The sequence below is a fragment of the Ruania albidiflava DSM 18029 genome, from assembly GCF_000421225.1.
In the GTDB taxonomy this organism is placed as follows: domain Bacteria; phylum Actinomycetota; class Actinomycetes; order Actinomycetales; family Beutenbergiaceae; genus Ruania; species Ruania albidiflava.
Map to the genome: position 1 here is coordinate 96385 of NZ_ATWL01000003.1, position 24383 is coordinate 120767.

Genomic DNA, 24383 nt, shown 5'->3' on the forward strand with positions numbered 1-24383 from the left:
GACACCGCCTGGGTGTCGCACGCCCTGGCGAGCTCCGGCTGAGAAGGAGAAGCACTCCCATGACAGAACGAACCATCGACACCCACCCCGGCACGCAGCAGGCTGCGATCACCCGGCGCTCCGTGCTCGTCGGGGCCGGTGCCGGCGCACTCGGCGTCGCCGCGACCGGCACCCGCGTGCACGCCCTCGGCGGTGATGCCGCCAGGCCCGGCGCCTTCGCCATGGTCACCGACACCCACGCCAACCTGCAGGAGCCCGACCGGACCGCCGCGCTGGAGCGCATCTTCGCCCACATCGAGGAGCGTGATGCGCAGTTCGTGCTGAACTGCGGGGACATCACCGACCTCGGTACCGCCGACGAGTTCGAGCTGTACAACGCCACCATCCCACCGGCGCTGCGAGGCAAGGTCCGGTCGGTCCCGGGAAACCACGAGAACCAGTACCTGGTGGATGCTCTGGAGGCCTTCGACGCGCACATCGACGCCCGCCGGTACAGCTTCACCTCCGGCGGCCTGCACGTGATCGGCCTGGACCCGGTGGTGATGATGGAGTGGGGCTGGTTCTACGACCGGGACCTGCTCGACTGGCTGGAGGGCGAGCTGCGCCAGCTGTCCCGCGAGACACCGGTGATCCTGTTCGTGCACTTCCCGATGAGCGCAGACTGGAACTACGTGCAGAACGACCACGAGCTGCTCACCCTGATCGACCCCTACCCGGTCCGCGCCGTCTTCGCCGGCCACCGGCACGTCACCAACGTCTCCACCTTCAACGGGCTCACCCAGGTGATGGGCAACTCGCTGAAGAACGGCCCGTACTACTACTGGGCCGAGCAGACGGACGGCGAGGACGGTCCGGTGCTGGAGGTCACCGAGGTGAGCGTGCCGCTCGAGGGGGAGGTCACCGAGGAGAAGCTGACCACCATCCCGCTCACCGGGCAGGGCCGGGAGGCCCTCGGGCCGTTGCGCAGCATCGTCCGGGTGGACCACTCGGCTCTCGACCTGCAGGTGCACACCCCGCCGCGCGCCGCGGTCGCCGAGGTCAAGGCCCGGCCCTACCCGCAGGCCTACGGGAAGATCGACGGCGGCTGGTCGCCGTTGCAGCAGTCCGGCCAGGGCAGTCATCGGTGGTCCGGGCAGGTGGACGTGTCCGACCTGCCGCCGGGCCGGCACAAGCTCGAGGTGCGTGCGGTAGGGGAGAACGGTGACCTCTACGACGACGTCGCTGAGCTGGAGCTGCCCAGCACCACTGCGCAGATCGGCTGGCGCACCCGCCTCGACGGGCGGATCCAGGGTGGTCTCGCCGAACGGGACGGCCTGGTGGTCGCCGCGACCACCAAGGGTGAGGTGCGGGCCTTCGAGCCCACCGGCCGGTCGGAGCGCCCCCGCTGGCGCACCCGCCTGGGGCCGGTCTACCGGGCGCCGGTGTTCACCCCGGACGGTGGCACGTTGCTGGTGCCCTCCACCGACCACCACCTCTATGCCCTCGACCCCGAGACGGGCGCCACCCAGTGGACCACCGACCTGGGCGCCCCACTGGCCGGAGACCTTGCGTTCGCTGAGGTGGACGACGAGCCCCGGCTGTTCCTCGCCGTCGGCTCCACGGTGCGCAGCCTGGACCTGAGCGGAAGAGAGCAGTGGTCGGCGGACCTGAACGGGATCTGCGGCGGCCGGCCGGAGTGCGACGGTGACCGGGTGTACGCCGGCAGCGGCGACGGGAACGCCTACGCCTTCGACGCCCGCACCGGCGAACGGCTGTGGCGCACTCAGCTCACCGACAAGGAGACGCGCTACGACACGGTGCTGTACGGCCCGTGGGCCTGCTACGTGCGGCTGCTGGACGACGGCGCAGTGCTGTTCACCAGGTTCTCCAACGCCGTCGCCCTCGACGGTGCCACCGGCGAGCAGGTCTGGCTCGGTGAGGGCGACGACCTGGACCTGCAGCAGGTGGTCTACACCCCGCCGACGCTCACCGACCACGGGATCCTGCTCGTGGACGGGTTCGCCGGTTCAGTGCACCTGTTCGACCCCGACACCGGTCGGGAGAGCTGGCAGGCGGAGGCAGTCCCACGCAACTTCGCCGCCCAGCCGGTGCCGGACCCGGACGAGGACGACGTGTACTGGCTGGTCGGGCAGAGCGGTGTGCTCGCCCGCATCGACCTGGAGCAGGAGTCAGTGGAGCAGGTGCTGCAGGTACTCACCTGCTACACCCAGTCCACCGCGGTGATCGTCGGCTCCGGTGCCGACCGGGTGCTGCTGGTCGGTGGGCAGGACGGCCAGCTCTACGGTGTGGTCGGCCTGGACCAGGTCTGAGCGCAGGGCCGATGTGGCGGCGCCGCCGGTGGGCTCACCGGCGGCGCCGCGGCGGCAGGGCAGCCAGCCGGCCGGCGAGCTCCCGTCCCGCGACCGCGAACCTTCGGGTGGGCACGTCCCGGTAGCCGCCGTCGGCCAGCCCGGCAGAGCGTTCGAACCAGCACCGGGCGGCCCGGTCGCCGGTGCGCAGCCAGGACCAGCCCATCGTCAGCAGGTACAGCGGTAGGAACGCTGGCCCGAGGAGCATCCACTGCCGGCTGTGCCGTTCCTCGTGCACCAGCAGCCGGGGATGGTGCTCGCGCAGCCGGTCCAGGTCGTGCGTGCTGATCACCACGTCCCCCAGGGTGGACGCCCCACCGGTGGGGAACGGCCACCGGTAGCCCTCGGCGAGCACCAGCAACTCTGGCCCGGGGCGGGTGCGGGCACCACCAGCCGAGGCCAGCAGCAGCCCGGTGGCAGTCGCGCCGTTGCACCAGTTCAGCCAGTGCCGCAGTGCAGCGAGCAGCAGGCCGCGGCGGGCTGCCGTTCGCGCTGGTGGCCTCGGGGCGCCCCCTGCGTTGTCCATGTCGGCGGAACGCCGGTCTGCCGCCCGGCATTCCGGCCCGCTGGCCTGCCTGCGCAACCGGGGAGAGGTGCCGATGGTGCCGAGAGCCGGTACCCGGCATGATGGACACATGAGTCAGTTCAGCCCCGGGTCGGCCACCGGCCAGCAGTTCACCCGGTTCCTGCGCGGATACGCCATCATCCAGGGCCTGGTGCTGGCCGCGATCGTCCTGGCGATGGTCTTCGACGTGATCACCATCGAGCAGATGATCCCGTTGATCATCGCCGTGGCGGTGATCGGCGGTCTGGTGATGGTGTGGCGCATCATGAGCCTGCGGCGCAACACCGGCCAGCAGCGCCCCGGCGGCGTGCACCAGACGCCAGAGGGTGACTCGGACTCGCCAGGCACGGTGCCCCCGGGACTGGACGGCCTCGGCCAGAAGGACCCGATGGCCAGGTTCCGCGACCCGAACCGGTGAGCGACGCCGTCGAGCGTGCCTTGGCGGTCAGATCTGCTCGAGCGCAGCGTCGATCTCGTCGAAGGTCTCCACCACCAGGTCATCGACGAGCTGTCCCCGGGCGACCACTGCCCGCGGCGAGGAGAGCGTGCGCAGGTCCTCGAGCGGGTTGGAGTCGGTGAGCAGCAGGTCCGCGCTCAGTCCCTCCTCGACGGCGCCGGTCACCTGGCGCAGCCCGAGCAGCTCGGCGTTCGCCTGGGTGGCCAGGTGCACGGCGTGGGCGGGGGACAGACCGCCGTGCCGGACCAGGTGGTCCAGCTCGCGCCAGGTGTTGTAGTGGGTCACGAAGGTCAGGGCCGAGTCCGTGCCCATGCCGATCGTCACGTCGTTCTCGACGGCGGTGCGCAGCCCGGCGAGCATCTCCTCCAGGACGATCTCGGCGTTGGCCCGGTTCACCGCGTTGATGCCGGTCACCTCCGGGTCGAGGTGCACCAGGGGCAGGCATGCCTGCAGGGTCGGGACGAGGGCGGAGCGCCCGTGCAGGGCCAGCGGGTTGGTGTGGAACAGGTCGATGATCTCACCGGTGAGCGTGGCGCCGTGCTCGATGGTGTCCACCCCGGCGCGCAGCGCGGCCAGGATGCCCTCCTTGGACTGCGCGTGCGCTGCGACCAGCACCCCGGCGTTGTGCGCCTCGGCGCAGATCGCGCGCATCTCCTCCTCGGTCATCTGCGGGCGGCCGGCCTCACCGACCGTCCTGGCGTCGGTGACACCTCCGGTGGCGGAGATCTTGATCGCGCTCACGCCGTGGCGCAGGTTGATCCGTACGTTGCGCCGGGCGTCCCACGGGTTGTCACTGACCAGCGCGATCTGCGGCACACCGTGCCCTCCGCTGACCGCCAGCAGCGGCCCGGAGACCAGCAGCCGTGGCCCCAGGTAGTCGCCGGCGTCGATCTCCCCGGCGACGGCGACGCCCTCGTAGCCCGCATCGCCCAGGCTGCGGATGGTGGTGACCCCGGTCTTCAGCTGGGTCAGGACCGCCTTCTTGGTGCGGGCCTTCAGGTAGCGCTTGCCTGGTGGGCTGCGGAAGAAGACCGTGACCGCCTTCTCCGCGCGCTCGCTGAGCAGCACCGGCGGCAACGGTTTGCCGTCGGAGAACAGGTGCGCGTGCGCGTTGATCAGACCGGGCAGGAGGAACCGGCCCGCTGAGTCGATCCGCCGGTAGCCGGTGGGGACCTGGACCTGCTCGGCAGGACCCACGTGCTCGATCGTGCCGGTGGAGTCGACCAGCACAGTGGTGCCGGGTAGGACGGTGCCGTCGCGGTCTGCGGTGATCACGGTGACATCGGTCAGGGCCAACGGTGTGCTCATGCACTCTCCCCTAAGGTGGGTGCGTCCGGTGTAGCCTCACGCTACACCTGGAGAACCGGAGGACGGCCGCTGCCTGTGTGGCGGCAGGCGCCGATTCGAGGGAGTACCCGTGACGCCTGCGATGATCGCCACCCTCGTGGTGCTGCTCACCTCGATCGTGGTCTTCGTCAGCAACAAGGTGCCGCCGGCACTGGTCGCCCTGGGCGTGGCGCTCGCGCTGTTCCTGACCAACGTGGTCTCCTTCGAGCAGGCGATCGCCGGTTTCGGCGACCCGGTGGTCGTCTACCTGGCAGCGTTGTTCGTGGTCAGCGAGGCGCTGGACGTCTCCGGCGTGACCGCCTGGGCCGGGCAGCAGCTCACCCGCCGGGTGGGCGAGAAGCGCATCGCCGTGGTGGCCGCGATGATGCTGCTCTGTGCGGCACTGACCGCACTGATCAGCGTGAACGGAGCCGTGGCAGCGCTCATCCCGGTCGCGGTGATGCTCGCCTCCCGGATCGGCCAACCCCCGGCGCAGATCCTCATGCCGCTGGCGTTCGCCGCCCATGCCGGCTCGATGCTCACCCTGCTCGGCACCCCGATCAACCTGATGGTCTCCGAGCTGGCAGAGGAGGCCGGCGCCCGCCCGATCGGCTTCTTCGAGTTCGCGCTGGTCGGGCTGCCGCTGCTGGCGGGCACCATCGCGATCGTGCTGCTCTGGGGGCCGCGGCTGCTGCCCACGAGGGCGCCCGAGGACGCCCCGCCGGACCTGAGCAGGCATGCGCTCACCCTGGCCGAGCACCACGGCCTGGCCGACCGGGACACCTCGATCACCCGCAACGACGGGGTCACCGAGATCGTCATCCCACCTCGCTCGCCGTTCGTCGGGGACCACGTGTTCCCCGGGATGATGACCGACTCCGGCGACCTGGTGGTCAAAGCGGTGCAGCGATCGGGCCGCAGCATGACCAGCGCCGACCTGCAGGCCGGCGACGTGCTGGTGCTGCGGGGTACCTGGGAGGCGCTCGAGGCCCGGGTGGCCCATCCCGGGATCGTCGCGGTGGACGAGCCCTCCCGGCTGCGCCGGTTCGTGGTGGAGCTGGGCCCCCGGTCCTACCTGGCGATCGGCGTGATGCTCGCCATGTGCGTATGCCTGGCGCTCGACCTGGCCCCGGCGGCGATCGTCTCCCTGGCGGCAGCGGGTCTGCTGGTACTGCTGCGGGTGCTGTCCGTGCCGCAGGCGCAGCGCGCCATCCACCTGCCCACGCTGCTGATCGTGGCGGGGATGGTGCCGCTGTCCACGGCGATCCGCACCAGCGGGCTGGCCGACGTGCTCGCGGACTGGCTCACCGTGCACCTCGGGTCCGCCTCACCACTGCTGCTGCAGCTGAGCATCGTGCTCGTGGTGGTGATCCTCGGACAGTTCATCTCCAACCTGGCCACGGTGCTGATCGTGTTCCCGATCGCGCTCACCGTGGCCGCCACCGCCGAGATCTCCCCGCTGCCGCTGCTGATGGGGATCACCGTGGCCGGGGCGGCGGCATTCATCACCCCGGTGGCCACCGCCGCGAACCTGATGGTCGCCGAACCCGGCGCCTACCGGTTCGGCGACTACTGGAAGCTCGGCCTGCCGTTGCTGACACTGTTCGTGCTGGTGGCCACGTTCCTGGTGCCGCTGATCTGGCCGTTCGCGCCCGCATAGTCCTCATGTCAGCGACCGGGCATCAGCTGCGCCGCCGGCGCGGCCGCTCCCCGAGCGTCGTGAACGCCCCGGCGGCCACCAGCAGGAACCCGAGGGTCAGGGCGATCGACCCCAGCCCGGGGCGACCGTGCGGCAGCAGCAGCTCCACCGCCGCGTTCGTGTTCCACGCCGCACCGGCCAGCGCGAGCAGCCCCGCGCCCACCCCCACCGGCCCGGGCCGGCCGACCAGGGACAGCACCCCCACCAGGGCGAGCACCCCGGCGGCGACGTACACCGCCAGCGGTGACCAACCGCCGTCGACGGCCTCGCCGGTGTAGGTGGTGTACGCGAGCCAGCCCGCCGCTGCCAGGGTGACCAGACCAGCCACGATCCGCAGCCGGCCGCCGGCCAGCGGCAGCAGCACCGCGGCTGCGGTCACCGCCACCAGCACCAGCAGGTGCCCGGAGGTCACGTAGTAGGTGGAGTCCGGGATGTCCGGGTGCGCCTGCGGGACCAGGTCCCGCGCCGAGCCCAGGGTGAGCAGCGGGTCGGCAGTGCCGGACTCCACGTTCCCCCAGCCCAGGACCAGCGCCCCGGCCCACACCAGCACCAGCCCACCCCAGACGAGCAGCTTGACCCGCATCCGCATGCGCCCACGGTAACCCCGACCACCGACCTACCCGGTGCGCGGCCGCCGGGCCACCAGCCACACCCGGACCGCACCGACCAGCCCGAGCAGCAGGAAGACAGCGGCGGTCGCCAGAGTGATCCGGGTCGCCTCCGCGAACCCCTGGGTCAGGGCCGCCACGACCTGGCCGGTGTCCGGCCCGAACGGGCTCTGGCTCCCGGCGGTGCGCAGCTGGGCGATCATCGAGCCGGCGCTGGTCCGGGTGGCGCCGGCCACCTGGTCCACCTGCGGTCCGCCGAGCCCGGCGCCGGACAGGGCGGCCGGCAGGGTCAGGGCGAGCGCCACGGACAGTGCGCTGCCCGCCAGTGCGGTGCCCAACGCCGAGCCGACCTGCCGCACCGTGCTCTGTGTGGCCGACCCCTGCCCGGACACCTCCGTGGGCACGTCCCGCAGCACGGTGCCGGTCAGCTGCGCCGAGGCCAGCCCCAGGCCGAGGCCATAGAGCGCCAGTGGCGCCGCGACCAGTCCGGCGGGCGTCCCCGGCCCGGCGGTGAGCACCACGAGCAGCACACCGACCAGCTCCACGGACAGCCCCACCAGCACCACTGCCGGTGCACCGATCCGGTCGGCCAGCAGTCGGGCGGCGGCACCAGCGGCGAACGCACCGAGCGCCATGGCCGCCAGCACCCACCCCGCGGCCATCTCGCTCAGCGCGCGGGCATTGACCAGGTGCAGCGGAAGGGTGAAGACGATCGCGAACTCCCCGACGGCCACGGCCGCGGCGGTGAGGTTCCCCCAGGTGAAGGTGGGCAGGCGGAACAGGGTCAGGTCCAGCAACGCCGACCGGCCCGCCTGCCGCCGGTGCCGTTCGCGGAGCACGAACAGCGTGAGCAGCACAGCCGCCACCAGCAGCAGGACCGGGACCACGGACACCGGTGCGTCCACGCCCCAGGTCCGGCCGAGCAGGGTGAGCCCAGCCTGCGGGGTCCACCACCCCAGGCGCGGGCCTTCGATCACCGCGAACACCAGGGCACCCAGCCCGACCCCGGACAGCAGGGTGCCGTCGATGTCCGCGCCCCGGCCGGTGATCCCACCACGTGTGGGTCGCACGGTCACCAGCGCCGCGAGCAGCACCACTGCGCACACCGGCACGTTCACCAGGAAGATCCATCGCCACGAGGCGTAGCTGGTCAGTGCACCGCCGGCCAACGGCCCCACGGCAGCCGCCCCGGAGATCACCGCACCCCACACCCCGAACGCTGCCGCCCGGTAACGACCGCGGAACGTGGCGTTCACCGTGGACAGCGTCGAGGGCATGATCCCCGCCGCACCCAGGGCCTGCACCACACGGGCACCGATCAGGGCGCCGGCGCTGCCGGCGGTCGCCGCGAGCAGGCTGCCGGCGATGAACACCACCAGACCGGCCAGGAACATCGCCCGCCGGCCCCACCGGTCTGCCAGCTTTCCCGTGGCCAGCAGCGATCCGGCGAGCACGACGGCGTAGCTGCTGTTCACCCACTGTGCGTCCGTCAGGTTCAGGTCCAGGTCGGCGATGATCGCCGGCAGCGCCACCGCCACGATCGTGCCGTCCAGCACGATCATGCCCAGCCCGGCCGCCAGGGTGGCCAGCCCGAGCCAGTCCCGCCGGCTAGGAGCGGCAGACTCGGTCACGCTCGCCATCATGCTGACAGTCTGTCACCATCCTGGCGTCGTGCGAATCCATCGAACGGTGGATCCGCTCGGTCAGTCCGCTCGGCGGACCTGGAACACCGGGTGGTCGGCGGCCACGTGGGCGAGCTCGGCCAGGGGAGCGTGCCGGTCCACAGCGATGTGCGGACGAGCCCCCGGTGCCACGGCCAGGTACTCGCGCAGCACCGGCGCCCGCTCCTCGACCGGCACCTCCACCAGGTGCACCGGCACCCGGCGCCGGTCCTGCAGCAGCACGGCCCGACCCCCGGCCGCCCGGACGTTGCGCACCCAGCCGGCCTGCTCACCGAGCATCGAGACGACGAACTGCGCTCCGCCGACGCTCGCTATCACCAGCGGCAGAGCCACCGGCCGTCCGGAGCGGCGGCCGCGGACCACCAGCGTCGCGCTGCCGCTGGTGGTCAGGATGCCCAGTGCGTGCTGGCGGGCGATCACCGCGTTCAGCGCGCGAGCCAGAGCCGAGGGGCGGCCGTCCGGATACAGGCGCCGCTTCACGCGAGCCAGCAGGGACGGTACGTGCGCGGGCATCGTCAGGGCAGGCCTGCACGGGCGGCGGTGTGGTGCTGCCAGGTGGCGACAGTGACCGCCAGCAGCCGGGCGAGGCGCAGAACAGCGGTAGTCATCGAAGCGAGCTCCTCTCCGGGGCGGTGCTGCTGGACCGAGGTCCGGCCCGGGACGGCGTGCCTGGGACGACAGTGGCGGCCAGGGCCGCGGCGATGAGCAGCAACGCGGCGGCGAGCGCCAGACCGAAGGAGTAGCCGCGGGTCAGCGCCTCCGGTGAGAGCCCTCCGCCGGTGCGGGCCAGTGCCGCAGTGCCCAGCGCCGCCAGGCCCACCGATGCACCGATCTGCCGAGAAGCGTTCAGCAGCGCAGAGGCGGCGCCGCTCTCCTCGGGGCCGGCCCCGGCGGTGGCGGTGGAGACCACGGGACCCAGGCACAGGCCGAAGCCCACGCTCGCCACCAGCGAGGGACCGAGCACGTCTGCCGCGAACGAGCCGTCCGGGCTGATCAGCGCGAACCAGCCGAAGCCGGCGGCGGTGAGCAGGGTGCCGGCGATCAGCAAGGTGCGGGCGGGCAGGTGGTAGCCGAGCCGGGTGGCTACCGCGGCGCCGGCCACCACCCCGAGCGCGAACGGCACGAACTCCACCCCGGCCCGGGCCGGGCTGTGCCCGAGCACGTGCTGCAGGTACAGGGACATGAAGTAGAACGCCGAGGCCATCGCGCCGCCGATGGCCAGGTTCGCCAGGTTCGCCCCGGCCACCGACCGGTGCGCCAGCAGCCCGGGTCGGATGATCGGCTCGCGGTTGGTGGTCTGCTCCACCCGCAGGAACACGGCCAGCAGCAGCACGGCGGTACCCAGGCAGGCCACGGTGATCGGGGAGGTCCAGGAATGTTCCTCGGTGCGGACCACTGCGTACACCCCCACCCCCATCCCGGTGGTGACCAGCACCGCGCCCAGAACATCGGCGCGGCCGCCGGTGCCAGCACTGTCAGCGGGGACGGTGCGCCAGGCGAGAACGAGGGGCGCCGCGGCGATCGGCACGCTCACCCACATCACCCACTGCCAGCCGGCGTACTGGGTGAGCAGCCCGCCGGCGAGCACGCCCACGGCGCCGCCGGTCGCGTTCATCGCGCTCCACACCCCGAACGCCCGCACCCGGGCTCGACCCGAGGGAAAGGTGGCGGTGAGCAGGGCCAGCGCGGCCGGGGCGAGCGCTGCGGCACCGACGCCCTGCACGGCACGGGCGGCCACCAGCTGGCCCGGGCTCACCGTGAACCCGCCGGCCAGGGACGCTGCTGCGAACAGGGCGAGCCCGACCAGCAGCATCCGGCGCCGGCCGTAGCGGTCGGCCAGCCGACCGCCGAGCAGCAGCAGGCCGCCGAACGTCAGTGCATAGGCGTGGATCACCCAGGACAGCGTCCCGGCCCCGAAGCCGAGGGCCGCCTGGATGCTCGGCAGGCCCACGTTCATCACCGACAGGTCGAGGGAGACGAGGAACTGGGCGAGCGCCACGGTGAGCAGCACACTGCCGGAAGACTTAGCGAACACGTTCCGAAATTAGCACACGGTGGGTGGACCGGACCAGGCAGAATGGGCAGATGGCCTCCTCATCCACGGCGCGCGGGCGCACCGGGCGCCCTCCGGTCACGTCCCGGGAACAGATCCTCGCTGCCGCACTGCAGCTGATCGAGAGGCGTGGCTGGCAGCGGCTGACCATCCGCGCGCTGGCTGCCGAGCTCGGGATCGGCACCACCACGCTGTACCACCACGTGCGGGACCGGGAGGACCTGCTCGTCCAGCTGATCGGCGAGGTGGTCGCGCAGATGGACCGCCCAGAGCTGCCCGCCGACCCTCAGGAACGGATCGTGGTCGCCATGACGACGGTGCACGACACCCTCGCCGCGATCCCCTGGGCCGCCGAGGTGCTCACCGTCGATGGCTTCATGGGCCGGCTCGGCGACACGTCGGTGTGGATCGTGGAAGAGGTCCTCGCCGCAGCGGTCCAGGCCGGCAGCAGCCCAGAACGGGCCGTCGAGGTGTTCCGCCACCTGTGGTACTACACCGCGGGAGAGATCCTGGTGCGCGCACGATCCGCCGTCGGGCCCCTGGACCGGGACCGGTTGCTGCCCGAGGGGCAGACCCTGTTCGGCGCCCGGGAGGCGAGCACGGTGCCCACACTGGCCGCGATCGGTGACCGTTGGCCGCAGATCACTGCGCGGGACACCTATGCCGAGGGGCTGCGGACCTTCGTGAGAGGTCTGCTCGGACCGCAGCGCCGCGAGCACAGCGGGTGAGAGTGCCGTCCCCACCCGCCCGGGCTGCGGCATCATGAGCCCGTGAGCTCGGTCCTGCTGGTCGCTGCAGGTGTGGCGCTGTTGAACGTCTACGCCCTCCTGCTGGTGCTGTTGCGCGCGCCGGTGTACCGAACGCGCCTGTACACACCGATGGTGCTGAACATCGCGCTGTCTGTTGCGCCCGCAGTGGTGCTCCTGCTCGCCGGCCTCGGGCTGCTGCTCGCGATCGCGGCCCAGAGCACACTGATGCTGTGGAGCGTGTTCGTCGTGTTCGGGATCGCCTGGGTGCTGTTCCTGCCGAACTCCGCCTACCTGATCACCGAGCTGAACTTCTCCCACCGCAAGCAGGAGGAGGGCGTGCCGCTGTGGTACGACATCGTGCTGGTGCTCACCCTGGCGCTGTCCGGGGTGATGAACACGCTGCTGAACGTGCTCCTGGTGCAGACGTTGTACGTGGCGCTGCGCTACCCCAACGAGGCGCGACCCCTGCAGCGGGTGGACTCCTGGCTGATGGTGATCGTGGTGCTCGCACTGGTCACGTTCGGCATGTACCTGGGCCGCTACCTGCGGTTCAACAGCTGGGACATCACCCATCCGGGATCGTTCCTGCGCAAGCTCACCGAGCACTTCCGCACCCCCGGCAAGCGTCGCGAGGCGCTCGGGTTCTGCGTGGTGCACACAGTGCTGCTCGCAGTGATGTACGTGGTGGTCGTCGCCCCGGCAGTGGACCTGCTCTGAGGACGGGCTACTGCACGTCTGGCGCCGGCGCGCCCTGAGGATCCACGATGTTCGCCACCCGTACCGCCAGGTCCAGGCGTTCCTGCATCGTGCTGGTGCGCGGATCATCTATCGCGAAGACCACTACCTGGCCCTGCCCCACGGTCACGGTCAGCGGGAGGTCGTCGCGTGCGGCCACAGCTGCCCGGATGGCCGGGACCCAGGATGTCATGACGGTCGCATCGCCGACGCCGAGCGTGCCGGTGGCAGCATCCAGGTCGTTCCTGCCAGGGGTCGCCCAGGCGGGCGTGATGAGCAGTGGATCCAGCTGGCCGCCGCTGAGCACGGCGCACCGGTGGGCACCGGTGGCAGCGTTGACCGCCACCACCTCACGGCACGAGGTCCGCCGCCGCCCGGCACCTGGCCGCAGCTGCAGCATCCAGGTCTGCACGTTGGCCTCCCGTCCTGCGGCCCGCCCGCGCAGCGCCGCCCGTACACGCGGGGTCTGCCAGCTGCGGGGCAACGCCAGTGCGGTGGTGCTCGGTGGCGCCGTGCCGCCGTCGTTGCGATAGGACCAGCCGTGGGCGAGCGCCCACTGCTGCCGGGCAGCGCCGACCCGGCGTAGCACCACAGCGCGTCCCGCCAACGCCCGCGCGGCCAGATACAGGCAGGCGCCCAGGACCAGCACACCGAGCAGGATGGGCCTGCTGACCGTTCGCGGCTGGTCGGCGGTGTGCGCGGTGGCCACCGCCAGCCCGGCCAGTGTGAGCCCGCCACTGAGCAGCGGCACACCGCTGGCCCAGAGCCAGGACCGCCGTCCCAGACCTCGCTCGCTCATCTGGCACACTCTTCTCCGAGCCAGGACCGCTGCTGCCCCAGCTGATCATCGCGCGCATAGTCGGCGCCGTGGGCCCCGTGGGGCTCGAACCCACAACCCACGGATTAAAAGTCCGTTGCTCTACCCATTGAGCTAGAGGCCCGCATGCCTCCGGTGGAGACTGCGCGGTGAGCCTACCGCAGCCACCGGGCACCCGAGACAGTCGCGAACGCTCGCCTCCGCGGCTTGAATCGCTTCAAACGCCGCGGAGGCGAGCGTTCGCGGGAGGGTGGGAGGCGTTCAGCGACCGCCGAGCACCCGGTCGGTGTACTCGTTCGCGAACAGCCCCTCCGGGTCGGCAGCCCGCCGCACCCGGGCCGCATCGTCGAACCGGGGATAGGCCGGCGCCAGGTCCTCGGCCCGGCGGCGGTGCAACTTCCCCCAGTGCGGGCGACCGTCGTGACTACGCATGATGTCCTCCACCGCCCGGAAGTACCGGGCGAACGGCAGCCGATGGTACTGGTGCACCGCCACATAGGCGGTGTCCCGGCCGTAGGCGGTGGACAACCACACGTCGTCGGCGGCGGCGAACCGCACCTCCACCGGGAACGGCACCGTCTCGCCGGTGTGCCGCAGCCAGGTGTTCATCGCCCGCAGCGCCGGCACCACCGCATGGGCCGGCAGCGCATACTCCATCTCCCGGAACCGCACCCGCCGCGGGGTGGCGAACACCTCGTAGGAGGGGGCGGTGTACCGGCGGGCGGACAACGCCCTGGCCGCGACCCAGTTCACTTTCGGCGTCAGGCTCTTCACCACGGTGCACAGCCGGTTCGTCACCTCGAACACCCCGTTGGAGAGGATCTCGTCGTCCACCATCCGCAGCACCGGGCTGAGCGGGCCAGCATCACCACCACGGTTGTTCGCCTTGGTCAGCACCACATCGGTGTACGGGAACCAGTAGAACTCGAAGTGGTCGTTGGCGTGCACCGGTCCGGCCTCGTCATCGAGCGCCTCCAGCACCGCGCCCAGCGGCCGGGGCCGCTCGTCGGCGGTCAGGGTGAACGCGGGCACGCAGCGCAGCGTCACCGCAGTGAGCACCCCCACGCTGCCCAGCCCGAGACGGGCCACCTCGAACAGCTCGCGATGCTGGTCCTGGTCCGCCTCGACCACCTCACCGGTGGCACCCACCAACCGCACCCCGCGCACCTGGTCGGCCAGCCCCCGCAGCGTGGCACCGGTGCCATGTGTGCCGGTGGAGATCGCCCCGGCGACCGACTGGGCGTCGATGTCGCCCAGGTTCTCCAGCGCCAGCCCGTGCTCCGCGAGCAACCGGCACAGCGCGCGCAGCCGGATACCCGCGCCCACCCGCACCAGGCGGGAACCATCCGCAGCCGGCGGTCCCACCCACTCCAGGTCGTCCAACGCGTCCAGCTGCAGCAGCAGACCGTCGCTGACCGCTGCCGGGGTGAAGGAGTGCCCAGCGCCGACCACCCGCACCTGACCGCCCTCTGCGGCCTCGGTCGCCACCAGGGCCGCCACCTCCGCCTCGGTGCTCGGGGAGGCGAACCGGCGTGGGGTGGCCCGAGCGGTCCGCGCCCAGTTCTGCCACAGTGGTGCGGGCTGGGTCTGCGTGCGCATGAGGTCCATCATGCCTGCGGCGGAGGCGAGGTGGGCGACGGATAGGCGAGAATGAGGGGCATGAGTCGTATCCAGTCGTGGCGGTCGGCGCCGTGGCGGGAGGCCACCCGCACCCTCTCCGCACCGCTGGCCGTGGTGGACCTGGACCGTTTCGATGCCAACGCCCGCGACCTGCTCGCTCGCGCCGGCGGGCTGCCGCTGCGCCTGGCCAGCAAGTCGGTGCGGGTGCGCCACCTGGTCCACCGTGCCCTGGACCTCGGGTTCACCGGGGTGATGGCCTACTCCCTGGCCGAGGCGATCTGGCTCGCCGAGGACGGTGTCGAGGACGTGCTGGTCGCCTACCCGAGCGTGGACACCGCTGCCCTGGTGCGCCTGGCCCGTAGCCCCCTCGCCCGGGAGCAGGTCACGCTCATGGTCGACGACGTCTCCCAGGTGGCGCTGATCGAGCGAGCCTTCATCCGTGCCGACTGGCCGGAGGGTCCGCCGGTGCAGGTGTGCCTGGACGTGGACGCCTCCCTGCGCCTGGGCCTCGGCGCCGCGCACGTGCACCTGGGTGTGCGCCGCTCCCCGGTGCGCACCCCCGCCGAGGCGGTGACGCTGGCCCGCAGCGTGGAACGCACCGGCCGCCTGCAAGTGCGCGGGGTGATGTTCTACGAGGCGCAGGTGGCCGGGATGCCCGAGGCCGGGATCAAGGGCCCGGTGGTCCGGCTGGTCAAGGCCCTGTCGCTGCAGGAGCTGGCCGGCCGCCGGCCCGCAGTGGTGACGGCACTGGAGGAGCGCCTCGGCCGGCAGCTGCTGGTCAACGGCGGCGGCAGCGGTTCGGTGCAGCAGACGGCCACCGACCCCACGATCACGGAGATCACCGCCGGGTCCGGGCTGTACTGCCCCACGCTGTTCGACTCCTACTCCACGTTCACCCCCCGGCCGGCCGCGTTCTTCGGGCTGGACGTGGTACGCCGCCCGACCCGCGGTATCGTCACCGCGTTCGGCGGCGGGTACGTCGCCTCCGGTCCGGCGCACCGCTCCCGGCTGCCGAGCGCGATCGACGGTGCCCGCCTGGTCGGCTCCGAGGGCGCCGGGGAGGTGCAGACACCGCTGCGCTACCCCCGCGGGCGGGACGGCGGCGCGATCGGCTCCCGCGTCTGGCTGCGGCATGCGAAGGCCGGGGAGATGATGGAACGCTTCGATGCGGTGCACCTGGTGCGCGGCACCCGCATGGTCGAGACCGTCCGCACCTATCGTGGGGAGGGCAGGAATTTCGGCTGACCCGTAGCCGTTGGCCTCACCAGTTGCCGCGTCCGCCCGGAGAGGAGACCCGTGCCCGCATCCCCGTTCCGCCGCCCAGCGATGCTCAGTGACGAACGCGCCGCGCTGCTCCCCGGTGAACCGGACCCGGCCGAGCGCAACGACCTGGCGCACACCACGGCCACCGCACTGGTCTCCGGCGGCCGCGCCGGCGCCGACGACGCCGACCTGCAGCGCCGCCTGGTGCACCTGGTGGACGTGGAGGGCCTGGACCTGCTCGCCCAGCTGTGGTCGGCCAGCCCGGCGGAGACCCTGCCCGGGGCGCTGTGGCGGCTCTACCTGCTGCGCGAGTGGACCCGCCGGGATCCGCACACCATCGCCGAACGATACCGGTTGGGGTGCAGCCGCGCCGAGGTCTCCGAGGTGGTCGCCGGAGTAGTCAGCCCCCCGGGACCACAGGAGGTACGCGACCTCACCGACGCGGTGCTGCACGGGGTGTTCGGCGGCGACCTGGACGTGGCGCTGGACCGGGCTGCGGCGTTCCTGCACGTGCTCGTGGCCGGGACGGCACTGGATGCCGACTGGGTGGAGGACGCCGACGCCGGCGGAGCCGACCGGCTCACCCGGCGCGCTGGTGCACTGCAGTCCACCGCCGAGGACCTGCAGCAGGCCGCCGCGCTGTGGCGGGCCGGGAAGCTGGACTGAAGAGTGCACGACGGCGCAGCGCACCCGGGCGAGCCCGCGCTGACCGGGGTGGGTCGGTCAGGTCCCACACCCGGGGACGGCGCAGCGCACCCGGGCGAGCCGGTCCTCACCCGCCTCAGCCGGTTGGCTCCCGGCCAGGCCGAGGCGGTCACCCACCTGGCGCAGGCCGTCACCGCCGCCGACGGCTACGAGGCATTCTCCGAGCAGATGCTGCTCAACCTCACCGACGACCACCGCGAGGTCACCCACCTGCTGCTCACCGCGCCCGCAGGCTCGGGGACCGCGGGAACAGTGGCACCCACCCTGCCCGGAACGACCCCGGACCAGGGTGACGCACAGGGAGAGGCGAGCTCCGCCGTCGACCTGCTCGGCTACGCCCAGATCGACGGCGGTGCCGCCGAGCTGGCCATCCATCCCGACCACCGCCGCCGCGGACTGGGCCGGCGGCTGGTCACCGCAGTGCTGACCGAACCGCAGGTGCGCCTCTGGGCGCACGGTGAGCTGCCGGCTGCCGCAGCGCTCGCCGAACAGCTCGACCTGGTGCGGGTGCGCGACCTGTGGCTGATGAGCGCCCCACCGCCGGCCGAGCCGCCGCAGGTGCCCACCCGCACCGACATCCACGTGCGCACCTTCACCACCGGGCAGGACGAGGACGCCTGGCTGGCGGTGAACGCCCGCGCGTTCGCCGACCACCCTGAGCAGGGCCGCCTCACCCGCGCGGACCTGGACGCCCGGATGGCCCAGCCCTGGTTCGACCCGTCGATGTTCTTCCTCGCCGAGGAGGTGTCCAGCAGGCGGCTGCTGGGCAGCCTGTGGGTGAAGATCGAGGGAACAGTCGGGGAGATCTACGCCCTCGGCGTGCACCCGGATGCGCAGGGCCGCGGTGTGGGCGGGCTGCTCACCGCCCATGCGATGGCCGCGTTGGCCGGTGCCGGCCTGGACCGGCTCGAGCTGTACGTGGAGGGCGAGAACACCGCGGCGATCCGCACCTACACGCGGGTGGGGTTCGCCAAGGAGCGCGCCGACGTGCAGTATGCCCGGCGCTGACGGCACCCGGTTGGCCGGCATCCTTCGCTGACGGTGCACAGCGGGCGGGCCGGCTGCGAAGCGGTGGCAGCAGCCGGTGCGAAGGTGCCAACATGGGCCTCATGAGCACGCAGACCGGGGACGAGTCGACTCCAGGCACCCTGACCGCCGAGCTGGAGCAGGCGGCGGACCAGGAGCTGCCCGAGGGCCGGTTCGCCGACCGGGAGCTGAGCTGGTTGCAGTTCAACGAGCGAGTGCTCGAGCTCGCCGAGGACGACGGTCTGCCGCTGCTGGAGCGGGTGCGGTTCCTGGCGATCTTCGCCTCCAACCTGGACGAGTTCTTCATGGTCCGGGTGGCCGGGCTGAAGCGGCGCATCGCCACCGGGATGGCCGTCACCGCCGCCTCTGGGTTGCTGCCCCGGCAGGTGCTGGAGATGATCTCGGTCAAGGCGCACGAGCTCGCCGCGCGCCACGCCGCCGTGTTCGCCGAACAGGTGCAGCCGGCGCTCGCCGCCGAGGGGATCACCCTGGTGCACTTCGAGGCGCTGCACGACAGCGAGAAGGAGCGGCTGCACAAGTACTTCCGGAAGATGATCTTCCCGGTGCTCACCCCGCTGGCCGTGGACCCCGCGCACCCGTTCCCCTACATCTCCGGGCTGTCGCTGAACCTCGCGGTGATGGTGCGCAACCCGAACACCGGCAAGGAGCACTTCGCCCGGGTGAAGGTGCCGCCGCTGCTACCGCGGTTCATCGCTGTGGACGCCCGCGGGCGACCGCACCGGCCCGAGGACGCGCCCGACGACGACGGGTTCCGTTCCTTCGTGCCGCTGGAGGATGTCATCTCCTCCTTCCTCTACTACCTGTTCCCCGGGATGGAGGTGGTGGAGCACCACGTGTTCCGGGTGACCCGGAACGAAGACCTGGAGGTGGAGGAGGACGACGCCGAGAACATCCTCAAGGCGCTGGAGAAGGAGCTGCTGCGGCGCAGGTTCGGGCCCGCGGTGCGCCTGGAGCTGGCACAGGGGTTCACCCCGCGGCTACGGGACCTGCTCATCGGTGAGCTCGGCATCGCTGAGACCGATGTCTACGAGCTCCCCTCTCCGCTGGACCTGACCGGGCTGAACCTGGTGGCCGACCTGGAGCGCCCGGAGCTGCACTATCCGCAGCACCTGGCCTCCACCGCCCGTGGGCTGGCCGAGGTGGAGAGCGCCAAACCGGTGGACATGTTCGGCGCCATCCGGGCCCGGGACATCCTGCTGCACCACCCGTACGACTCCTTCTCCACCAGCGTGCAGCAGTTCCTCGCCCAAGCGGCCACCGACCCGCAGGTGCTGGCGATCAAGGTCACCCTGTACCGCACCTCCGGTGACTCCCCGATCGTGGACTCGCTGATCGACGCTGCTGAGGCCGGCAAGCAGGTGCTGGCGATCGTGGAGATCAAGGCCCGTTTCGACGAGGAGGCGAACATCTCCTGGGCGCGCAAGCTGGAACGCGCCGGGGTGCATGTGGTCTACGGCATCGTCGGGCTGAAGACGCACTGCAAGCTCACCCTGGTGGTGCGCCAGGAACCGGACGGTCTGCGCCGCTACTGCCACATCGGCACCGGCAACTACAACCCGAAGACCGCCCGGATGTACGAGGACCACGGGCTGCTCACCTGCGACCCCGACGTCGGCCAGGACCTCACCCGGCTGTTCAACCAGCTCTCCGGCTACGCCCCGCGGAGCAAGTTCCACCGGCTCCTGGTGGCGCCGCGCTCGGTGCGCCGGGGCCTGATCGAGCGTATCGAGCGGGAGACCGCGGCTGCTGAGGCCGGCCGGCCCGCCTGGGTGAAGATGAAGCTCAACGCGGTGGTGGACGAGGAGACCATCGACGCGCTCTACCGTGCCTCCCGCGCCGGGGTGCAGGTGGACCTGGTGGTCCGCGGCATCTGTGCGATCAAGACCGGCGTGCCGGGGCTGAGCGAGAACATCCGGGTACGGTCCATCCTCGGCCGGTTCCTGGAGCACTCCCGGGTGTATGCGTTCGCCGCCGACGGCGACCCGGAGGTGTTCATCGGCTCAGCAGACCTGATGCACCGGAACCTGGACCGCCGGGTGGAGGTGCTGGTGCGGGTCACCGACCCCGGTCAGGTGGAGGACCTGCTCGGGCTGCTCGACCTGTCCATGGCGCAGAGCACGTCTTCCTGGCACCTGGCGACCGACGAGGACGGTGAACCGGTGTGGCAGCGCCACCATCTCGACGACGACGGCCGCAGGCTGCTGGACCTGCACGAGCACCTGATGTCCACGCACCGCCGACGCCTCACGGACCGCTGAGATGAGCAAGTCGCGTCGCGAGGTGCTCGCGGCGGGAGCCGTGGTGTGGCGGGTGACCGGCCGCCGTCTGGAGGTGCTGCTGATCCACCGGCCCCGGTATGACGACTGGTCCTGGCCCAAGGGCAAGCTGGACAGCAAGGACGAGCCGCTGCCGATGTGCGCGGTCCGTGAGGTGCAGGAGGAGACCGGGGTACCGGTGCTCCTTGGTGCCAAGCTGCCGACTGTCCGGTACAAGCTGCCCGGCGGGGTGAAGAAGGTGTGTCACTACTGGGCCGCCACTCCGCTGGATCCGGAGGGACCGGCCGCCGGTGCGCTGCGGGCCCGCGGCACGATCAAGGAGTGCTCGAAGAACGAGGTGGACGAGGTCCGCTGGGTGGAGGCGCGCAAGGCTGCCAAGCTGCTTACCCGCCCTGACGACGTCGAACCCTTGGGTGTGCTGAGGGATATGTTCGAAGAGGACATGTTGCGCACCTGGACGCTGCTGGTGGTCCGGCACGGTCGGGCGAAGAAGCGTTCGGCCTGGGAGGACGGGGAGGCTACCCGACCGCTCACCCCCGCCGGCCGGCGGCAGAGCAACGGCCTGGTGCCGATCCTGGCGGCGTTCGGGGTGCAGGAGGTGATCTCCTCCCCGTGGGAGCGGTGCGCTGCCACAGTGCGCCCGTTCGCCGAGGCCAGCGACAACCACGTGGTGCTCGCCCCGGAGATCACCGAGTCCGCGGCGAAGAAGCGACCCGCCGGCGTGCGGGCACTGGTCGATGACCTGCTCGCCCGCCCCCGGGAGGTCACCGCCGTGTGCACGCACCGGCCGGTGCTGCCGTTCGTGCTCGAGGCGATCAGCAAGCGCAGCCCGCACCGGGTGGTCAAGCGGCTGCCGAAGGAGAACCCGTACCTGCGCACCGCCGAGGTGCTGGTGCTGCACATGGCCCGGCGCAACCATCGCCGGGCCCGGGTGGTGTCGGTCGAGACCTACCGCCCACCCAGCTGACCCCTCATCGCGAACGCCCTGCTTCGCGGTCTCTGAACCGATTCACCTCGCGAAGCAGGGCGTTCGCGACCACTTGGGCGGCAGGTGTTCACCTGCTGTTCACCCAAACTCGGCGACCCGGTCACCCGCGTTCCTTAGCGTCGGCACTGGCTGCACTGACAGAGCGCAGCACCTGACACCGACCAGGAGACGAGAAACGAACGTGACACGTGTGATCAGCCGCCGCCTGGCGGGTATCTCGGCGCTCGGCGCACTCGCACTGACGCTCACCGCCTGCGGTGGCGGCTCCCAGGCTGCCGATGGCAGCGATTCCGGCGACGAGCTGACCGGTACGATCGCCGGCTCCGGTGCCAGCTCCCAGGAGAACGCCGTGCAGGGGTGGATCGCTGGGTTCATGGAGACCAACCCGGGTGCCTCGGTCAGCTACGACCCCACCGGGTCGGGCACCGGCCGGGAGCAGTTCATCAACGGCACGGTGCAGTTCGCCGGCTCGGACGCCGCGATGGACGCCGAGGAGCTGGCCGCCGCCCAGGAGCGCTGCGGTGGCGACGTGCTCGAGCTGCCCCTGTACATCAGCCCGATCGCCGTGATCTACAACCTGCCCGGGCTGAACGACACCCACCTGAACCTCTCCCCGAGCGTGATCGCGCAGATCTTCTCCGGCGAGATCACTGCCTGGGACGATCCGGCGATCGCCGAGACGAACCCGGACGTAGACCTGCCCGACCTGCCGATCATCCCGGTGAACCGGTCCGACGACTCCGGCACCACGGAGAACCTCACCGAGTACCTGGCCGCCGCCGCCCCTGAGGACTGGAGCCACGAGCCCGCCGGCCTCTGGCCGATCGAGGGCACCCAGTCCGGGGCGCAGACCTCCGGGATGCTCGAAGTGGTCGGCGGCGCCGAGGGCACCATCGGCTATGCCGACGCCTCCCGCGTGGGCGACCTCGGTTCGGTCGCGGTCGGTGTGGGCGAGGAGTTCGTGCCGTTCTCCCCGGAGGCCGCCGCCGCCGTGGTGGACGTCTCCCCGCCGGCCGAGGATGCCAGCGACACCATCCTGACCATCGACCTGGCCCGGGACACCGAGGCCTCCGGCGCCTACCCGATCGTGCTGGTCTCCTACTCGATCGCCTGCCAGAGCTACGAGTCGGCCGAGCACGCCGAGGTGGTGCAGGGCTACCTCAGCTACGTCGCCTCCGAGGAGGGGCAGCAGCGCGCCGCACAACCGGACGTGGCCGGAGCCGCCCCGATCTCCGGTGACCTGCGCGAGCGGGTCGAGGCAGCGATCGAGGGCATCTCGGCCGCCGGCTGACGCCCCCGGGGCCGTACCGGCAGACCCGGTACGGCCCCTCGTGTGCCCGCTGGAGACCATGGAGAACCACGTGACCGCCACCCAGAACGCCGAACCGAAGCCCGGCAGGAGCGGCGCCAGCAGTGCTGCGGACACCACCAGCACGGCCGGCGCCGCCGCGCTGCCGCGCACCGGGAGCTCCGGGCGTCTGGGCAACCGCATCTTCGCCGGGCTGTCCACCGGAAGCGGCGTCCTCATCCTGGTGATCCTCGCCGCGGTCGCCGCCTTCCTGCTCTACCGGGCCTGGCCCGCGCTCACCGCAGGAGCCGACACCTTCGCCGAGGTGGACTTCATGTCCGGCCGCGGCCTGTGGGCGTGGGTGGCCCCGCTGGTGTTCGGCACAGTGCTCTCCTCGGTGCTGGCGCTGGTAGTTGCCGTGCCGCTGAGCATCGGCATCGCCCTGTTCATCTCGCACTACGCGCCGCGCCGGCTGGCCCAGCTGCTCGGCTATGTGATCGACCTGCTCGCCGCGATCCCCTCGGTGATCTTCGGCCTGTGGGGCATCCAGTGGCTGATGCCGCTGGTCAGCCCGGTGTTCACCTGGCTGAGCACCCGGCTGGGGTTCATCCCGCTGTTCGCCGGCTACCAGGCACCGGCCCGCAACATCATGACCGCTGGTCTGGTGCTGGCGGTGATGATCCTGCCGATCATCACCGCCACCATCCGCGAGGTGTTCCTGCAGACCCCGCGGCTGCACGAGGAGGCATCGCTGGCCCTGGGCGCCACCCGCTGGGAGATGATCCGCCAGGCGGTGCTGCCGTTCGGTCGCTCCGGCATCATCTCCGCCGCGATGCTCGGACTGGGCCGGGCGCTCGGGGAGACGATGGCGGTGCTGATGGTGCTCTCCCCGGGATATGCGATCAACCTCTTCCTGCTGCAGCCCGGCCAGCACCAGTCGATCGCCGCGAACATCGCCAGCCACCTGCCCGAGGCCGGCAGCACCGGGGTGGACGCACTGATCGCCTCGGGCCTGATCCTGTTCGCCGTGACCTTCGGCGTGAACCTCATCGCCCGGTGGGTCATCAACCGCCGGGCCGAGTTCTCCGGAGCCAACTGATGTCCGTCCTCGCCCCGCCGCTGCCCGTGCGCCGCAGCCGCAAGCTCGCCCGCTGGGCGCCCTACGCTGTGCTCGCCGGGTCAGCGGCATTCTCCGCCGGGCTGCTCGCGCTGCTGACCACGGTGACCATCGCGGGACTGTTCGCGCTCACCGCGGTGAGCTACGCCGTCGCCATCACCACCCTCTCCCGGGTGGTGGAAGGCCCCAGGTGGGCCAAGGACCGGCTCGCGACGGCGTTGGTCACCCTGGCCTTCCTGCTCGCCCTCATCCCACTCGTCTCGCTGCTGGCGATCGTGGTGGGCGACGGGCTGGGCGGCTTCAGCTGGGACTTCCTGTCCACCGACATGGTCGGCGTGTTCGGCTCGATGACCAGCGGCGGAGCGCTGCACGCCATCATCGGCACGGTCTACGTGACCGGCATCGCCTCGCTGGTCTCCATCCCGCTGGGCATCTTCACGGCCATCTACCTGGTGGAGTACGGGCAGGGCCGGCTCAAGCGGGGCATCACCCTGCTGGTAGACGTGATGACCGGGATCCCCTCGATCGTCGCCGGGCTGTTCGCCTACACGGTGTTCCTGGTGCTCTTCGGTCCGGCATACAAGTCCGCGCTCATCGGCGGGGTGGCGCTCGCGGTGCTGATGACGCCGGTGGTGATCCGCAGCGTGGAGGAGATGCTCCGGTTGGTGCCGAACGAGCTCCGTGAGGCCTCCTACGCTCTCGGTGTGCCGAAGTGGTTGACCGTCGTCAAGGTCGTGCTGCGCACCTCGGTGGCCGGGATCACCACCGGCGTGATGATCGCCATCGCCCGGGTGATCGGTGAGACGGCGCCGTTGCTGATGACCGTCGGTATCGCCCAGAACGTCAACTGGGACGCCTTCGACGGCCGGATCGCCACCCTCCCGGTGTTCGTCTACCGGCAGTACGCCCAGGGTGGGGTGGCCGCCGACCGGGCCTGGGCCGGGGCGCTCACGCTGATCATCATCGTGATGCTGCTGAACCTGATCGCGCGGCTGGTCAGCCGCTACTTCGCCCCGAAGGGAGCCCGCTGAGCACCGAGC

At 71.4% G+C, this 24383-nt stretch carries 21 protein-coding genes and 1 tRNA gene; 13 read left to right on the forward strand and 9 right to left on the reverse strand.

Annotated features, from left to right (window positions below):
• The first annotated feature begins 59 nt into the window (after positions 1–59).
• The gene (locus K338_RS0104760; RefSeq protein WP_022917035.1) at positions 60–2309 is read left to right on the forward strand and encodes an outer membrane protein assembly factor BamB family protein; all 2250 of its coding nucleotides are present in this window, start codon (positions 60–62) and stop codon (positions 2307–2309) included.
• A gap of 34 nt (positions 2310–2343) precedes the next feature.
• Here K338_RS0104760 and K338_RS20560 read toward each other — a convergent pair whose 3' ends face one another.
• Positions 2344–2874, reverse strand: coding sequence for a hypothetical protein (locus K338_RS20560; protein ID WP_022917036.1), 531 nt, complete (start codon positions 2872–2874; stop codon positions 2344–2346).
• Positions 2875–2983: 109 nt separating this feature from the next.
• On the opposite strand from K338_RS20560, the gene K338_RS0104770 reads away from it, so the two are divergent.
• Positions 2984–3331 carry a LapA family protein gene (locus K338_RS0104770; protein WP_022917037.1) on the forward strand — a complete coding sequence of 116 codons (348 nt, stop codon included), beginning with the start codon at positions 2984–2986 and terminating at the stop codon, positions 3329–3331.
• A gap of 27 nt (positions 3332–3358) precedes the next feature.
• On the opposite strand, the gene K338_RS0104775 is transcribed toward K338_RS0104770, so the two are convergent.
• Positions 3359–4678, reverse strand: coding sequence for a metal-dependent hydrolase family protein (locus tag K338_RS0104775; protein WP_022917038.1), 1320 nt, complete (start codon positions 4676–4678; stop codon positions 3359–3361).
• Between the two features lie 109 nt (positions 4679–4787).
• Between K338_RS0104775 and K338_RS0104780 the strand changes: the two genes are divergently transcribed.
• On the forward strand, positions 4788–6356 hold the full coding sequence (locus tag K338_RS0104780; protein WP_027286439.1) for an SLC13 family permease: 1569 nt from the start codon (positions 4788–4790) through the stop codon (positions 6354–6356).
• 22 nt (positions 6357–6378) lie between these two features.
• Here K338_RS0104780 and K338_RS0104785 read toward each other — a convergent pair whose 3' ends face one another.
• From K338_RS0104785 to K338_RS20565, 4 genes are all read right to left on the reverse strand, one after another.
• On the reverse strand, positions 6379–6984 hold the full coding sequence (locus tag K338_RS0104785; protein ID WP_022917040.1) for a hypothetical protein: 606 nt from the start codon (positions 6982–6984) through the stop codon (positions 6379–6381).
• Positions 6985–7011: 27 nt separating this feature from the next.
• On the reverse strand, positions 7012–8643 hold the full coding sequence (locus K338_RS0104790) for an MFS transporter (protein WP_027286440.1): 1632 nt from the start codon (positions 8641–8643) through the stop codon (positions 7012–7014).
• Positions 8644–8706: 63 nt separating this feature from the next.
• Complete coding sequence (locus tag K338_RS0104795) at positions 8707–9165, reverse strand: nitroreductase/quinone reductase family protein (RefSeq protein ID WP_027286441.1); 459 nt, start codon at positions 9163–9165, stop codon at positions 8707–8709.
• Positions 9166–9289: 124 nt separating this feature from the next.
• On the reverse strand, positions 9290–10720 hold the full coding sequence (locus K338_RS20565) for an MFS transporter (RefSeq protein WP_051154676.1): 1431 nt from the start codon (positions 10718–10720) through the stop codon (positions 9290–9292).
• 50 nt (positions 10721–10770) lie between these two features.
• Between K338_RS20565 and K338_RS0104810 the strand changes: the two genes are divergently transcribed.
• Together K338_RS0104810 and K338_RS0104815 are read left to right on the forward strand one after the other, a co-directional pair.
• Positions 10771–11466 carry a TetR/AcrR family transcriptional regulator gene (locus K338_RS0104810; protein ID WP_022917045.1) on the forward strand — a complete coding sequence of 232 codons (696 nt, stop codon included), beginning with the start codon at positions 10771–10773 and terminating at the stop codon, positions 11464–11466.
• Positions 11467–11508: 42 nt separating this feature from the next.
• Complete coding sequence (locus K338_RS0104815) at positions 11509–12204, forward strand: DUF1361 domain-containing protein (RefSeq protein WP_022917046.1); 696 nt, start codon at positions 11509–11511, stop codon at positions 12202–12204.
• Positions 12205–12211: 7 nt separating this feature from the next.
• Here K338_RS0104815 and K338_RS0104820 read toward each other — a convergent pair whose 3' ends face one another.
• The 3 genes from K338_RS0104820 to K338_RS0104830 form a co-directional block, all read right to left on the reverse strand.
• Positions 12212–13021, reverse strand: a complete 810-nt coding sequence (locus K338_RS0104820; protein ID WP_022917047.1) for a hypothetical protein — start codon at positions 13019–13021, stop codon at positions 12212–12214.
• Between the two features lie 69 nt (positions 13022–13090).
• A tRNA-Lys gene (locus K338_RS0104825) sits at positions 13091–13163 on the reverse strand.
• A 137-nt stretch (positions 13164–13300) separates the two neighbouring features.
• Positions 13301–14638: a D-arabinono-1,4-lactone oxidase gene (locus K338_RS0104830; protein ID WP_027286442.1), complete on the reverse strand. Its 1338-nt coding sequence runs from the start codon at positions 14636–14638 to the stop codon at positions 13301–13303.
• Positions 14639–14698: 60 nt separating this feature from the next.
• On the opposite strand from K338_RS0104830, the gene K338_RS0104835 reads away from it, so the two are divergent.
• The 8 genes from K338_RS0104835 (at position 14699) to pstA (ending at position 24374) form a co-directional block, all read left to right on the forward strand.
• The gene (locus K338_RS0104835; RefSeq protein WP_022917049.1) at positions 14699–15904 is read left to right on the forward strand and encodes an alanine racemase; all 1206 of its coding nucleotides are present in this window, start codon (positions 14699–14701) and stop codon (positions 15902–15904) included.
• A 51-nt stretch (positions 15905–15955) separates the two neighbouring features.
• Positions 15956–16588, forward strand: a complete 633-nt coding sequence (locus K338_RS0104840; protein WP_245542893.1) for a hypothetical protein — start codon at positions 15956–15958, stop codon at positions 16586–16588.
• Between the two features lie 3 nt (positions 16589–16591).
• Positions 16592–17635 carry a mycothiol synthase gene (mshD, locus tag K338_RS20570; protein WP_022917051.1) on the forward strand — a complete coding sequence of 348 codons (1044 nt, stop codon included), beginning with the start codon at positions 16592–16594 and terminating at the stop codon, positions 17633–17635.
• A gap of 101 nt (positions 17636–17736) precedes the next feature.
• On the forward strand, positions 17737–19932 hold the full coding sequence (locus K338_RS20575) for an RNA degradosome polyphosphate kinase (protein WP_040653002.1): 2196 nt from the start codon (positions 17737–17739) through the stop codon (positions 19930–19932).
• A gap of 1 nt (position 19933) precedes the next feature.
• A complete protein-coding gene (locus tag K338_RS0104855; RefSeq protein ID WP_022917053.1) occupies positions 19934–20917 on the forward strand; it encodes an NUDIX hydrolase in 984 nt (327 codons plus the stop codon).
• A 202-nt stretch (positions 20918–21119) separates the two neighbouring features.
• Positions 21120–22229 (forward strand): phosphate ABC transporter substrate-binding protein PstS, encoded by a 1110-nt coding sequence (gene pstS / locus K338_RS0104860; protein WP_022917054.1) that lies wholly within the window; start codon positions 21120–21122, stop codon positions 22227–22229.
• Between the two features lie 70 nt (positions 22230–22299).
• Positions 22300–23325 carry a phosphate ABC transporter permease subunit PstC gene (pstC, locus tag K338_RS0104865; RefSeq protein WP_051154685.1) on the forward strand — a complete coding sequence of 342 codons (1026 nt, stop codon included), beginning with the start codon at positions 22300–22302 and terminating at the stop codon, positions 23323–23325.
• Positions 23325–24374: a phosphate ABC transporter permease PstA gene (gene pstA / locus K338_RS0104870; RefSeq protein ID WP_022917056.1), complete on the forward strand. Its 1050-nt coding sequence runs from the start codon at positions 23325–23327 to the stop codon at positions 24372–24374. Before pstC ends, pstA begins: the two co-directional genes overlap by 1 nt.
• Positions 24375–24383 lie beyond the last annotated feature (9 nt).